Genomic DNA, 15,555 nt, shown 5'->3' on the forward strand with positions numbered 1-15,555 from the left:
GAGCTCCCATTGTGTTTCAACTGTGTGGTTTTCGAACTATGTGGCCGTGCGTTTCGACAAATAGCTGTCGAGCAGCGGGGCAATCGCCGCCCACCCGGCTGGGGTCACCAAACCGGCGTGGTCGTACGGCAGATGGTGTACTGCCATGTCCTGGTCCCCGCGGACTGCGCGCCAGCGATCAGCCAGCAGCTGTCCGGACGCCTCGGCGTCGGCGGTGATCAGAGTAACCGGTCCGTCGTAGGTTGTGTCGGTCGAGCTGGCCACGAGCAAACGAGTGGCATCAAAACCCGCCCGAACTGCGTCGACCAGTCCCGGTGCCTGAGTGAGGATCTCGGGTGGCAGGGCGGCGGCCAGATCTCGGTCGTCGGCATCGTCGCGACCGCGATCGTCACGATCTCCCAGTGGATGAGTATCGATCAGACCGGCGAACTCCACTGTCTCGCCGATATCGACCAGCTGAGCCGCCATCGCGGCAACGACGTTGCCACCGAACGAGTAGCCGAGCAGGTGGTACGGCCCGCTCGGTTGCACGCCGCGAATCGTGTCGACGTACATCGCTGCCAGTTGGTCCACGTTCGTCGGTTCGAGTGGCTCCCCGGCAACTGTGGGCAGTTGCAGGCCGAACAGTGGACGGTCGGCCTCGAGAACACCGGTCAAAGGCGCAAAGGGCCAAGCGAATCCACCGGCCGGATGCACGCAGAACAGTGGTTCTCCGCTGCCTTCGGCTCGCAGTGTCAGGAGGCGATCGCGACTCAGATCGATTTCGGACGCCGACTCGTCAAGGTGTACTGCAAGTTCTGCAACTGTCGGACGGGCCATCAGCGTTCCCACACCGACGCTCACCGACAGGTCGTGCTCCATCTCCCCCACCAGTCGCATAGCTCGAAGCGAGTCGCCGCCGAGATCGAAGAAACTCTCTTCGGGATCGACTGCCTCGACGCCGAGTACCCGCGCAAAGACCTGGCACAGTTGCCTTTCCATCTCGGTTCGCGGTGCTCGGGCCGCTGCTCGGGCGGGGGGTGCCGGCAACGCACCGCGGTCCAGTTTTCCGTTGGGCGTCAACGGGATCGAATCCACGACGACGATGTCCGACGGAACCAGGTGTGCCGGTACGCGTTCCCGCAACGCAGCTCGCAGATCGACTGGATCAGCGCCGGGTTCTTCGATGACGTAGCCGACCAGTCGCGGCGGCGCACCGCCTTCGCTACGGACTGACGCTGCCGCTCGCAACACTCCCGGCAACGACGCCAGCGCGGATTCGACTTCACCCAATTCGATCCGAATGCCTCGGATCTTGACCTGATGGTCTGCGCGACCCAGATATTCGAGTTCGCCGTCGCGGCGACGCAGTACAACGTCACCCGTGCGGTACATGCGCTTGCCGACGGAGTAGGGATCAGCAACGAACACAGCGGAGGTCAACGCGGTCCGGTGAAGGTAACCCATCGCCGTTCCGTCTCCGGACATGTACAGCTCGCCCGCCGCTCCGATCGGTACCTCCCGCAGACCCGAATCGAGTACCCGCGCAGACGCGTTCAGAATCGGACGACCCAAGCAGGGTGTCTCGCTCCCCTGAACCGGGGATCCCATCGCGTTGATCGTGAACTCCGTCGGCCCGTAAAGGTCGTACCCGTCGACACCGTCCTGATCGCGCAATCGCGACCACAACTCGGCAGGTACAGCTTCTCCGCCGAGCATCACCAACACCGGCGTCCGCTCACCGTCGAGGAGACCGGCGGCCATCAGTTCCCGTGCATACGAGGGGGTTACATTCACGACGTCGATACCGACTTCGCGGTAATGCTTCACCAGAGACGCGGGGTCCAGTCGCGCCTGCTCGTCGATCACGTGAACTTCGTGCCCCGCGAGCAACCAGAACAGTTCCTCCCACGACATGTCGAACGAGAACGAGACCGTATGCGCGATGCGCAGACGTCGGCCACCCACACTGTTTTCGGTCGGAGTGAATATCTCGGCCTTGTGATTGTGATACATCGTCGTCAACCCGCGGTGACCCACCACGACGCCCTTGGGTCTTCCGGTACTGCCCGAGGTGTAGATGACGTAGGCAGGCTGGTCCGGTGAGGTCGGCCCGCAGACCGCGGCCTCGTCGACAACTGGTGCCGAAGACTGCCCGTCGAGTACCCCGGCCACGTCCGGGTCGTCGAGTACCAGACATGCCTGTCCATCGGGAACAACGAGGTCACGCGTCCGAGTCGCGGTGACTACCAGCGCCGCATCGCTGTCGAGGATGAGTTCGCGCAGGCGTGCCGGTGGGTGAGCCAGATCCAAGGGAAGGTAGGCCGCTCCGGTTCTCATGACGGCGAAGATCGCGACGACGTGATCGGCAGTACGCGGAAGCGCGAGCGCGACAACACGGGTCGGTCCCCCGCCTGGTACCGACTGCCCCAGCGCCGAAGCGAGTATCCGTGCCAGTCTGTCCACCCGAGAGTTCATCTCGGCTGCGCTCAGTGTGACGTCTCCGAAGACCAGCGCCGTCTCGTCCGGAGTTGCCGCTGCCCTTTCGCGCAGTAGTGCGTCCACGCTACCGCCGGCCTGGTCCGGCCGTGGCATCACGACGTACTTCGAAGCGAATTCCGCGGGGGTGCGCGAAAGCGGAACCGCCGTGTCCGCCACCGTGGCGGTATCGGAATTCGCCATCACTTCGAGAATCGTGATGGTGCGGGACAGGATGTCCTGAGCCACGTCGTGCGGAATCAGGTCAGGACGGTTTTCGAGTGTGAGCGCCATCGCCGCGTCCCCGACACCCGGATCCACGTCGAGCGTGAGCGCATAGTGCGTGCCGTCCACCGCATCGAACCCGACGATTCCACTGCGACCGAACGTGTCTCGACGTGCCTGTTCGTCGCGAGGGGTGTTGCGGAAAACGTAGAGCGTGTCGAAGAGCGTGGCGAACCCTGCACTTCGCTGCACGTCGCCGAGCCCGAGATGGTGATGCCCCAGCAGCGAACCTTGTTCACGGAACAGGCGTCCGAGCAACGCCGAGATCTCCTCGCCTGGCCGGACCCGGACACGCACGGGAATGGTGTTGAGCGCCAAGCCCACCATTCGGTCGGCGCCCTCGACCTCAGGTGAACGTCCCGAAACCGTCGATCCGAAGACCACGTCGTCACGGCCCGTCACGGCGCGCAATGCCAGGCCCCACGCCGCAGAAACCACGGTGGACAGCGTCACTCCGCTACGTCTGGCCAGCTCGCGTACGTGCTCGGTGATGCTCTGTTCGAGCTGAACCCGGGTGAACACCGGCAACGGAGCGCGCCCGCCTGATCCCGTACCACCCACGAATGTGGGTTGCTCGAGATCCGCGAGGTAGTCCTTCCAGGACGAGATGGCGTCCGTGCGATCCGCTTCGGCGATCCATCGCAGGTGATCACGGAAGTCCGCAGGCTTGTCGAGCGCGCCGTCGAGTCCAACCGGGTCCGTGCCGTGTGTGCGAGCAAACTCGTAGAGCGCAAACAACTCCGCGTACATCAAGGTCTGCGACCAACCGTCGGTCAGCAGGTGGTGCTGAGTGAAGACGAGGTGCGCTCCCCCACCTGGCAACCAGACCAACACCATTCGAATGAGTGGCGGCGCACTCAAGTCGAACAGCCTGCCGAATTCAGCCTCGTCGACGGCGCGGACCTCGATATCCAAGTCGTCGGGTGCGACTGCGCTCAGATCGATTTCGCGGAAAGGCATTTCGGCTGCCCTGGGCACGAACTGCACCGGAGCGTCGAAACCGGCGTGTGTGAAGCCGGCCCGCAGGTTCGGATAGCGCCGCAAGAGCGCATCCCCCGCTGCTCGGATTGAGCGAACGTCGACGGCGGCATCGGCGGAGAACTCGAATCGCGGCTGCATGTGATAGACATCCGTGCCGCCGGCGCCGTCGAGAACCGACTGGAAGTACATGCCTTCCTGCAAGGGACCGAGTGGCAGCACGTCCTGCCAGCCCGGGCTCAGCGACTCGAGCCGTGCCCGACGATCCGCATCGACGGCCACGAGCGGACTCTGCACGCGATCCGGCGCGGTGTCGGGCAATGCCTTCCGGTCCACCTTCCCGTTGAGGGTGAGTGGTAGTGCCTCGAGCACCGTGATGGTCTGCGGCACCATGTGTTCGGGTAGGAGCCGCGCAATCTCCTTGCGCACCAGTACCGAATCGAGCGTGGTTGCACCTTCGGGAACCACATACCCGTGCAAACTTCCGGTACCCGCCGCATCGACGCGAACGGTGGCTGCCGCGCGGAACACACCTGCCACCGATCCGAGCGCGCCTTCGACTTCGCCGAGCTCGATGCGGAAACCGCGAACCTTCACCTGATCGTCCGCACGACGAAGGAAGTGCAAAACCCCTCGCCGGCGTCGGACCAGATCGCCGGTGCGGTAGAGGCGTGCCCCCGGCAGAGAAGGATCGGCGACGAACCGAGCGACGGTCAGATCGGGGCGGTTCAGGTATCCGCGGACCACCTGCGCACCGCCCAGATACAGCTCGCCCGCAACGCCTTCCGGAACCTCACGCAGGTCGTCGTCGAGGATTCGCACGTGCACATCGGTCCAGGGCTGACCGATCGTGACTCGGTCGCCGGTCGTGATGACCGAAGATGTCGCCCACACCGTGGCCTCGGTGGGTCCATAGACATTCCGGACCGAAGCAGCGTTGGCCACCAGATCGTCGGCCAGATCCTGCGGGAGGGCTTCCCCTCCCACCAGGGCTCGCACCATGGCGAGTCCGACTGCGTTCTCGTGTTCGGTGACCACTCGCCACAGCGCGGGCGTTGCCTGCATCACTGTCGCATCGCTTGCGATGATCAACGCCGACAACGCATCCGGATCGCGAACCGTCCTGCGGTCTGCGATCACGACAGTCGCGCCCGCCGCGAGCGGGCACAGCAACTCCAGTGCCGCGATGTCGAACGACACCGTTGTCACCGCGACGATGCGATCGCCCGGCCTGATCCAGCAATCCTCGAGTACCGTGTCCGCGAAGGCTGCGAGGTTGCCCGTCGAGACCATCACGCCCTTGGGGCGACCCGTCGAACCGGAGGTGTGGATCATGTAGGCGAGGTGATCACCCGCCGCGGGCGGCGGAGGAAGCACGACACCCGAGTTGGTGAACTCACCGTCCACGAAGACACACGTGGCGACCGTCAACGGAAGTTGCCCGGCGCTGTCGATACTGGTCAGGACACACACCGGAGCCGCGTCCTCGATCATGAACTCGAGCCGCTCAGTCGGGTAATCGACGTCGAGTGGCAGGTACGCAGCGCCGATGCGCAGTACCGCGAGCAGTCCGGCCACCAGATCCGCATTTCGATCCAGCGCGACGGCGACTACCTTCTCGGGTCCGGCGCCGACCGCGAGAAGTTCGCGGGCCAGCTCGTCGACGCGCGCCGACAGTTCCCCGTAGGTAATTCCGACCTCGCCGGAGATCACCGCGATGTCGTCGGGGTGGCGGCTGACGTGTCGAGCGAACAACTGCGAGATCCCCGACGGCGGCGTCGCGCGTCGGCCCGGGTCGCGATCCGGCTTGTTTTCCGCCAGTCGCAGATCCGCGACGACAGTGCTGATTTCGTGACCGAGGACCGCGATCACACCGTCGAGCAATGCGTCCGCAGTCGCGGCGTCGAACAGCCCGGCATCAACCGTCAATCGAAGTTCTGTTGCGGTTCGGACGAATTCGAGGTCGACGCTCTTTCCGGGCGAGTGACCGACACGGGCAGCGAACAGGCTGCTCGTCGGACGCCCGAGTAGATCGGCGATTCGGTCGAGGCTGACATCGGAATGCGCAAGTGCCTCGGAGACAGCGTTTTCGACTCGCCGAACGACATCGGCAATTCTAGGCCGACCGGACAGGTCGACCCGAATCAGGGTGTCAGTCCCTTCCGAGACCAGTCCGACCGCAAGGTCCCGACCACCGCCGAAGCTGTTCAGCGTCGCCGCCACGGCGGCCAACAGCACCGCGTCGAATCCTGGTTCGTCACCGAACCGGGCATCGCGTAGCTGACGGAGGTAGGTGTGCGGGCGGTACTCTTCGCCGCGCGGGCGGTCATACGGAAGGTCCGTTTCGAGGGGCAGGTCCGCGAGCGTGCGAACCCAGTACCGCTCGTGATCAGGATTTCCCGCCACCGCCGGGGCGCGGAACGTCGCCACGGTCACGACGGGTCGATCGACGCCAACGACCGAATCCGGCGAGAACTTCGTCCGATCGACGCGTGCGGCCACGGCAAGACCGAGGGGGGTCGGGGTGTCGAAGACATCCGAGACGACGACGCGAATTCCCAGCTTGCGCAGGCTTCCCACCAACCGCATCGCAGTGAGCGAGTGACCGCCGAGAGTGAAGAAATTGTCGCCCGGATCGACGTCGGGAATCTCCAACACCGTTGCGACACAGGCGCACACTGCATCCACGACCGCGGGATCGACATCGATCGCAGGATCGGACGCGGCCACCTTTTTCGTGACAGCGACATTTTTCGCGGCAGACACCGCATCGGCAACGGACGCTGCCTGTCGGACTACCGTGAGCACCGCGGATGCGGGAGCTGTCGGCTCGGTCAGCAACCCACGCAGGATCTCCGCGAGCCGTGTGACCATTCGCTCCGCCGTGGCGTCGGAGACAACTGCCGGATCGTGGTACAGAACCAGATCCAGACCGGTGCTCGGCGGCGCCATCAACGTCATCGGATAGTGCGTGACTCCGCGGTTGGTGAATCCCTCGACCCGCAGTGTGTGCGATGCAGGCTGTCCTGCACCGGAGTTCGGGAAGTTCTCGAACACCAGGAGCGTGTCGAACAGTTGCCCGATTCCGGCGATGCGTTCGATCTCGGCCAAACTGGTGTGTTCGACGTCCACGATGTCGAATTGGGCATTCTGGAGATCGACGAACTGATCGAGCAAAGGCCGGTCCGCGACGATGTCGAGGCGGGCCGGAATCGTGTTGCTGAACAACCCGACCATTCCCTCCACCCCCGAGAGTTCGGCAGGTCGGCCGGACACCGTGGCCCCGAACACGACGTCCCACTGTCCTGTCGCTTCGGCGAGCGCTGCTGCCCACGCACCCTGAACCAGGGTGTTGACCGTCAGCGCTCGCGCACGGCCGAGTTCGATCAGCGCTTCGGCGTCCGATGTCGCGAGAGGAACCTCGAGCGCGACGGGCACACTTCGCGGCGCTCCGGCATCGGCAACGAGAGTCGGCGCGGTGAGCCCACGCAAACGCTCGCTCCACGCTGCGCGGGCAGAGTCCTGATCACGGCCGGCGATCCATGCCAAGTAGTCGCGATACGGCGTCGGCGCAGGGAGGCGGCTGTCGCCGTCGTGGTAGACGTTCATCAGCTCGCGCAGGACGATCGGAGTCGACCAACCGTCGGTGAGCAGGTGGTGCGCGTTGAGGACCAAACGGTGCACCCCGCCGGGCAGCCGAACCAGTAGTGCACGCAGCAGAGGCGGTGTACTGACGTCGAAGACATGCTTGGCGGCCTCGTCCTCGAGCTGATCTGCAGAGCGGAATGCAGTGTCAGCTGGAACGGAGGTCAGATCGACCGAACGCCACTCGACTTTTGCGCCGCGCGGAATGATCTGAACGGGCCGTTCGAACTGCTCGTAGTGAAAAGCTGCGCGAAGGTTCGGGTGCCTGTCGATCACGGTCTCGAACGCGTCGGCCAACTTCGCCTCGTCCAGTGGCCCGGAGAGGTCGAAGCGTGCAGTGAGCGTGTAGACGTCTGCGGCTCCGTCACGGACCGCATGGAACAGGAGACCTTCTTGTAGCGGCGAGAGCGGAAGGACGTCGGCAAGCGGTCCGTGGACGGCTTCGAGTTCGTTGATCCCTGCCTGATCGACCACCGCGCCCTGGCCGAAGATCGTCGCCGAGCAATCGGAAGGCGTCAAACCACCCTCGAAGAGCGCGGCATGCGCGGTCAGGGCAGCGAGCGCACGTTCCCAATGCTCTTGCAGCTCGACGATCGTCGCGCCGTCGAGCACTGAACCCGCCGCAGTCCATTCGACTGCCAGCGTCGTCGAGTCGTCCTCTCGGACAAATGCGTTGAGCGCCAGCACTTCCGACATAACCTTCGTCGCCGGCTCGATGACCGCGAATGGATCCTGCTCCGGCAATCGCCATCCGGTTCCGGGCAAGGACGGGAAGCGGCCCAGATAGTTGAGCAGCAGTTCGGGTGTAGCGCACGCGGAAAGGTCAGGTGCGGTGTCGGGATCCAGATGCCGCAGAACTCCATAGCCGACTCCGCCTCCGGGTACGGCGCGTTTTGCCTCCTTCACCGCACGAAGGAGATGCCCCGCAGCTGCTCCGCCGCTCAGTGCGTCGGCAAGATCGTCTGCGGTGAGCAGTGCATCGGTGGGAACCCGGACGGGGAACTCACTGGTGAACCACCCGATGGTTCCGGCGAAGTCGGTGTCGCTGGTGAGCGCGTCGCGGCCATGACCTTCGACGGTAACTGTCTGCGCGGGCAGCCCGATGAGGCCGCGGCCGTGCTGCCATGAGCGCAAGGCAAGCATCAAACCCGAGAGAAGCACTTCGTCGGCCTTGGCTCGATACGCCGCCGGAAGCGTGGTCAACAGCGCGTCGGTGACGGCCGGGGGCGCAATGGTTGTCGTGCGAGAGGCGGTTGCGGTCACGTCGATCTTCGGGTCGAGACGACGACTGCCGATCGGCTCGTCGTCCGCCTGTACCGACGCAGACTTCCAGTACTCGAGCTCTGACGCCCTGCTGCCAGAGGCCCCGAATTCCGCGAGCAACCCTGCGTATCGACGCCACGAACTTCCGCCTGCAGCCAACCGGGCCGACCTACGCTCGCGTGCAGCATCGGTGGCTTCGTGGAGGTCTGGAAGCAGAATTCGCCAGGACACACCGTCGACGATCAAATGGTGAGCCACGACGATCAATTGGTCGGGTCGTCCGGCCTCGGTATTGACCAGTACGACTCGCAGGAGTTCACCGGCACGTGGGTCGAGACCCGCCGCCGACGCCTCCGCGAGGTCTCTGATCCGGGACGGCTCGGAGGTGTCGGACACCTCTCGAACGAGTCCCTCGCTGCGCACCGCGCCGGGGTCCCGGACGATCAATTCGGTAGTGCCGCTGTCGTTGTCACGGCGCAGGAGCAGGCGTAGAGCGTCATGGTGATCGAGGATCGTCTGCACGCCGGACTGCAGGTCACCCAGTGAAAGGCTGTCGTCGATGCGCACTGCGGTCCACTGCGCGTAGCCCGCGATTGCCTCGTCTGTCGGATTCTTGTCGATCAGTGCTCGAACGATCGGCGGGGCGATCACGGTGCCGGTCGCCACGTCCGCAACCGAGGCTACGGCGTCGGCGTCATCGGCAATCTCACGTGCCGCAGCGGCGATGGTTCCCAGATCTCGCTGTGCCAGTAGTTCTTTGGGAGCAACGATCAGTCCGCGCACCCGCAGTCGACTGCTGACACTGATCGCCGTGATGCTGTCACCACCGAGGCCGAAGAAGTCCTCGTCCACGCCGACGCGTTCGCGGCCGAGCACCTCGGCCACCACGTCACAGAGGATTTCCTCGCGCGGTGTGGATGCGGCGCGCCCTGCCGATTCGGCAGCCGGGGCAGGTAGTGCCGCACGATCGAGCTTTCCGTTCACCGTGACGGGCAGTTCGTCCAGAACGACGATTGCGGCGGGAACCAGATGATCCGGTACGCGACCGGCGAGGTCACGGCGCAATTCTTCCTGCGGCGGAAGCGTCGCGCCGGCGGCGGCTACAACGTAGCCGACGAGGCTGGGCCGTCCCCCATCCGTGCGGATCAACGCAGCAGCCGCGCCGATTCGGGGTACCGATCCGAGAACAGCCTCGACCTCGCTCAACTCGACTCGATGTCCGCGAATCTTCACCTGCTTGTCGCTGCGACCGATGAAGTCGTAGCCCCGCCCCGGCACCCACCGCGCCACGTCCCCGGCGCGGTACATCAGATCTCCCGGAGCCCCGAAAGGATCTGCGACAAAACGCTCGGAGGTCGCGCCGGCGCGGCCGAGGTAGCCCCTGGCCAATTGCGGTCCCGCCAGGTAGAGCTCACCTCGTTCACCGTCGGCGACCGGCTCGAGCGCGCTGTCGAGCAGGTACGCACGGGTACCCGCGAGCGGGTACCCGATACGCGGTCCGGCACCTTCGACCGTGGTCGCGATCGCGTCGACCGTCGTTTCTGTGGGGCCGTACAGGTTTCGAGCCGGAACACCGGATTCGATGATCGCGTCCCACAGTGCGGGCGGTGCCGCCTCGCCACCCACGACGAGGAGCTGCAACCGCTGCGTACGCAGCAACCCGTTGTCCACCATCGCTGCCGCCATCGACGGCGTCGTGTCGACCACGTCGACGCAATCTCGCTCGAACGCCGCGACCAGAGCGACCGCGTCCTTCTGCAGTTCCTCGTCGTATACGTGCACCCGATGACCACACAGCAGCCACAACAGTTGATCGAGAGACGCATCGAAGGCGAACGACGCTGTGTGCGCGGTGTGCAGTTGGCGGTTCCCGACGCGCTCGGTGGTGTCCCGGTAGATGGTGGCGCGATGGTGGTGAAGCAGGTGCGCCAATCCACCGCCTCTGACCAGCACACCCTTGGGCTTGCCTGTCGATCCCGAGGTGTAGATGACATACGCCAGGTGATCACCATGCCGTGCTGTCGCCAGTTCACCGAGTTCGAGTGGAAGCTCGGAATTGGCACGGAGTTCTTCGCGGACTGCGTCGGAATCGAGGACGAGGGGGTCGGGCCGAGAACCTCCGACGAGTTGCTCGGCCAGAGTGGAAGTGGTGATCACGACCTTCGGCTGCGCGTCGTCGATCAGATCTCGCAACCGCTCGGCCGGGTGCTGCGGATCCAGGGCCACGTACGCTGCGCCCGCGTTCAATGTCGCGAGCAGAGCCACCACCATCTCGGAAGTACGCGGAAGCGCAAGTCCGACAATGTCGTCCGGGCCGACATCGCGGGCCCGAAGCAACCGGGCGAGCTTGTGGACGCGGCCACCGAGTTCTGCGCCTGTCAAACGTTCGTCACCGCACACGAGGACTGTGTCATCCGCGTGCTCGACAACGATGCGGTCGAACACGTCGGGAACGAGTTCGACCGAGCCGGGCAGCAGTGCAGTTTCGCGGCCGGCGAGAATCCGCGCGGCTTCGGCCGCAGGCATCATCTCCACCTGACCGACGGCAGGATCTCCCTCCCCGACCATCGCGTTGACGATGCTGACGAAACCGGCGAGGCGACGCTGAACCGATTCCCGAGTATTGGTACGCGCGTCCACTTCGAATCCGAGTAGAACTTCGCCGTCCGCAATGGGCGTCACCGTCAAACCCAGGTCCTCCGGCGGTCCCCCGGCGACGTTTCGCAGTACACCCACAGCGCCGGCGAAATCGAGGGCGAAGTCGAAAGCCTTGAGATTGATTCCGATCCCGTGAAGCAGTGCGCCGGTTCCGGCGACGCCCAGGTCCCGAGCAAGATTCTCACCGCGGTAGCGCTGGTGTGCGCGCAGGCTTTTCATCGTGGCGGCCACCTGCTTGCTCAGGTCACCGAGTCGATCGTGGCTGCGAATCGTCAACCGGAGAGGCAGAACGTTGACTGCCATGGCCGGCGTCTTGAGTGCCGTGCGACCTACGCGCGCCATGAGTGGCATCGCGATGACAACATCCGTCTCGCCGAGCAGTCGGTGGAGAAACGCGCCGTAGCAGGCGATCAGTGCCTCGGCCCACGTTGTTCCCGTCGCGTCTGCCACGTCTTTGAGGCGGTTGAGGGCGTCGGCGGTAATGATCTCGCGAACCTGGATCGTTCGTTCCGCCGGACCGGTGACCTGCTGGCCGCGTCCGTCCAACGCGGGCAACGGCGTCAGGACATCACGCCAGTAGTCACGATCTTCCGCGAACTGCTCGCCAGCCCGGTACGCCTCGTCCTCGCTGACCAGATCTGTCATAGAACCGAATCGCGTTGGCGCGACCTCGGTTCCCTTCTTCGCGGCCGTGTAGTGCGCGGCGACTCGGCGCGAAATCATTGCTGCGCTGTATCCGTCGACGATCAGGTGGTGATAGAGCTGGATGCACCAGATCTCGCGATCGGAGAGCCTGATCAGCGAGTAGGTGTACAGCGGACGCTCCACCATCAGGCGGCAGTACTCGGACGCCCGGCTGCGCTCGGCGTCGACCAGTGCGTGCGCCACGGCTACGGGATCGCGCTCGTCACGGACGTCGGTGATCGGGATGATGCCAACCGGCTCGTCGGAGATGTACTGACGCGGGCCGTCCGCCGTCTCGATCATCCGCAGCCGCATGGTTTCGGCTTCACCGATCGTCGCCGTGATGGCGGCTGTCAGCAGTTCGGTGTCGATCGGTTCGTCGCCCGAGATTTCGAGCACCTCACCGACGAGGTAGCTCCGAGATTCGGGATCAAGCCTCTGTGCGTTCCAAATCCCGAGTTGAGCTCCTGTGAGAGCAAACGTAGCTTCGCTCGCCGCTCCGGAGTTCGAACCTGGAAGAACGCTCACACTGATCCCCTCGTCTGTGGACACACGTCACCCAAGGGTGACCTAACGTCGTTTTGGGTAGCCTAAACTAAATGTCAATGAATCGGGGAATCCGCCTCGCCGGTGACCCGAGAACCGACGGCTCCCGACGCGTCAATCAGAGGACACGCGCTTCTACAACCGCTTGCGGGACAGTCTCTTTCGTGAATCGAAACGAGAAAGTGAAGGCTAGTCCATCAGCGTTGCCGCGACGGTTCCGCCCAGTTCATAACAACCATCGCGGACAGATTTGTCCACGCTCACAGTCACTTCGAGCGGATCCGCCACCGCGACCAATCCGAGCCCGGTGGCGAGTTTGCGCACCGAGGACACTGCACCGGCAGTGTCGTTGTTGCCGTGAACCCACAGGCCGTACGGTCGATCCGAAACCGCGCCGAGGCATTGGTAGTACGTGGTGTCGAAGAAGTATTTCAGCGCGCCCGACATGTAACCGAAATTGGCGGTGGTTCCGAAAAGATAGCCGTCAGCAGCGAGGACGTCGGGCACCGTCGCCGCCAACGCCGGCATCACCTTCACCTCGACGCCCTCGATCTCGGGATCGCGAGCCCCGGCCAGGACTGCATCCAACAATTCGTGGGTTGTCGGCGAGGGCGAGTGGTGAACCACCAACAGAGTCTTCACACATCTGACAATACGGCGACGGGTGGCGCACCCGTCGCCGTTCACGCCTACGCCGAAACGGTTTCCGCGCTCATCGCCTTGACCAGGTCGTCGGTTCGGGTGACCGAGGCGCAGCGCCCGGCCGCGTACTCGAGCGCACCGACATGCTCGTCCAGGGAGAAGTCGGCTACCGCGTCGCCCACGAAGAAGATCTGCACGTCTTGCATGAACCCGTCCAAAGCGGTAGTCAGGCAACCGATGTGGGCATAGATTCCGGTGATGATCAGCTGGTCACGCCCACTCTCGCGCAGCCGCTCACGCAGATCCGTCTTGATGAAGGCGCTGTAGCGCCATTTTGTGAGCATCACGTCGTCCGAATGCGGAGCCAACTCGGCGATCACGTCGGTGTGAGCGGGATCTGCCTTCAGACCCGGTCCCCAGAAATCCGACAGCAACGCACGCTCCTCGGGATCCTGATCACCGGGTTGCGCGGTGTAGACGATCGGGATTCCGGCAGCTCGCGCCGACGAACGAAGCCGGTCGATGTTCGGAACCACGGTTTGGAGCGGGTCGACGCTTCGGTCGTACGCGTTCACGAAATATTCCTGCATGTCGTGCAGAAGCAACACCGCTCGGGAAGGATCGAGAGTCCAGTCGACCCGATTTTGCGGAAACTCGGTGGGCATCTCGTATCGCACTGCTGTGGGTAGCGCCATGATGAATCTCCTCGAAAATGTGGGGGTGGGAACCGATCAACTCGACAGAGTCTGTGCGGCAATCGATTCGCTGAGAACACGGCGCAAGGCCGCCTTGCTGGTCTTTCCGACGCCGGTGACGGGGAACTCGGTCACGAACTCCACTCGATCCGGAACCTTGTACGCCGCAACGCCTCGGCCTCGTATGTATCGCTTGATCTCGCCGACGGTCGGGGCATCTCCGGAAATCACCAGAACAGCACAGGTTCGTTCGCCCAGGTACTCGTCGGGAACGGCGACGACGGCCGCATCGTGGACAGCCGGATGCGAGAGCAGGTGGTTCTCGATCTCCTCGGCCGCAACCTTCTCACCGCCGCGGTTGATCTGGTCTTTTGCGCGTCCCTCGACTATCAGATGTCCTGAATCGGTGACGCTGACCAGATCGCCGGTGCGATAGAAACCTTCGGCGTCGAAGACCTCGGCATTGTGCGCATCCGCCCGGTAATAGCCGCGGATCGTGTACGGACCCCGAGTCAGTAAGTGCCCCGTGGTTCCGGGCGCGACGAGCGCGCCTTCGTCGTCGACCACACGAACCTCGTCGTCGGGTGAAATGGGCCGGCCCTGAGTGCTGACGATCAATTCTTGCGTGTCGTCGAGGCGGGTGTAGTTGACCAGCCCCTCGGCCATCCCGAACACCTGCTGGAGGGTGCAGCCCAACTCCGTGGGTACGCGTGCAGCGGCTTCGGCGCTGAACTTCGCTCCGCCGACGCCGAGAACCCGCAAGCTCGACAGATCGTGATCTGCCTTACTGGGGGCGGCCATCCAGGCCAACGCGATCGGTGGAACCAAGGAAGCGTGCGTGACTCGCTCTGATTCGATCAGACCGAAAGCTGTGGAGGGCATGGTGTCCGGCGCCAGAACCACGGAGCCGCCCGCGTGGAGAACGCCCAGGATGCCCGGCGAACTCATCGGAAAATTATGCGCTGCAGGAAGAACCACCAACATGCGCGTCGAGTCGTCGACGCCACAGATCGGGTTGGACGCTCGCACCGAGTAGAGGTAGTCGGCGTGCGTTCGCGGAATCAGCTTCGGAACACCGGTCGTGCCACCGGAAAGCTGAAGAAAGGCGACCGACAACGGATCGACGTCGGCAAGAACGGGAACCTCGTATCCGCGCAGCGAATCGAAACCGACAAACTCTTCGGGGTCACCGGCCACGATCACAACAGGCGGAGTCTCGAGGCCTTCGTTCACCTCACGCGCCAGCGCGCGGTAGTCGAACCCGCCATGACGGTCGGCGACGATATAGGCAGCGACATCAGCGAACTGGCAGAAGTATCCGATTTCGGTTCGGCGATGCGCCGGCAACCCGAATACCGGCAGGGCGCCGAGCTTCAACACACCGAACAATGCTTCGACGTATTCCACGATGTTCGGCAGCTGCAGAAGCACCCGGTCACCGGCGCGAACACCCAAGCCGGACAGGCCTCCGGCCACGGCCGAGCTGCGACGATCGAGGTCGGAATACGTCAGCCGTGTCTGTGTGCCAAAGGCATCGCTGCCGACCACCGCTTCGTTGTCGGGATGCCGTGCGGCCGCGGCCGTGACGAATCCGGCCAGCGTCTCGTCAGTCCAATAGCCTCGTTCCCGATAATACGTCACCAAATCGGGTGGATACTGTGCGACGGGTGCCAAGGGCTCGCGAGCGATCCTCGAGGTCATG

At 64.2% G+C, this 15,555-nt stretch carries 4 protein-coding genes; all 4 read right to left on the reverse strand.

The window, feature by feature from the left end:
* Positions 1-36: 36 nt before the first annotated feature.
* The 4 genes from ABIE52_RS08940 to ABIE52_RS08955 all read right to left on the reverse strand — a co-directional run bounded on the left by ABIE52_RS08940 (position 37) and on the right by ABIE52_RS08955 (position 15,554).
* Positions 37-12,498 (reverse strand): non-ribosomal peptide synthetase, encoded by a 12,462-nt coding sequence (locus tag ABIE52_RS08940; RefSeq protein ID WP_354541479.1) that lies wholly within the window; start codon positions 12,496-12,498, stop codon positions 37-39.
* A gap of 207 nt (positions 12,499-12,705) precedes the next feature.
* The gene (locus ABIE52_RS08945; RefSeq protein ID WP_003942217.1) at positions 12,706-13,158 is read right to left on the reverse strand and encodes a flavodoxin family protein; all 453 of its coding nucleotides are present in this window, start codon (positions 13,156-13,158) and stop codon (positions 12,706-12,708) included.
* Between the two features lie 47 nt (positions 13,159-13,205).
* Positions 13,206-13,853: an isochorismatase family protein gene (locus tag ABIE52_RS08950; protein ID WP_003942132.1), complete on the reverse strand. Its 648-nt coding sequence runs from the start codon at positions 13,851-13,853 to the stop codon at positions 13,206-13,208.
* Positions 13,854-13,889: 36 nt separating this feature from the next.
* Positions 13,890-15,554: a (2,3-dihydroxybenzoyl)adenylate synthase gene (locus ABIE52_RS08955; RefSeq protein WP_042450693.1), complete on the reverse strand. Its 1,665-nt coding sequence runs from the start codon at positions 15,552-15,554 to the stop codon at positions 13,890-13,892.
* Position 15,555 lies beyond the last annotated feature (1 nt).

This window comes from Rhodococcus sp. OAS809, from assembly GCF_040546695.1.
In the GTDB taxonomy this organism is placed as follows: domain Bacteria; phylum Actinomycetota; class Actinomycetes; order Mycobacteriales; family Mycobacteriaceae; genus Rhodococcus_F; species Rhodococcus_F qingshengii.

Coding starts and splice junctions, on each gene's coding strand:
- ABIE52_RS08955 (WP_042450693.1), bottom strand. CDS start 15,554: ATGACCTCGAGGATCGCTCGCGAGCCCTTGGCACCCGTCGCACAGTAT.
- ABIE52_RS08950 (WP_003942132.1), bottom strand. CDS start 13,853: ATGGCGCTACCCACAGCAGTGCGATACGAGATGCCCACCGAGTTTCCG.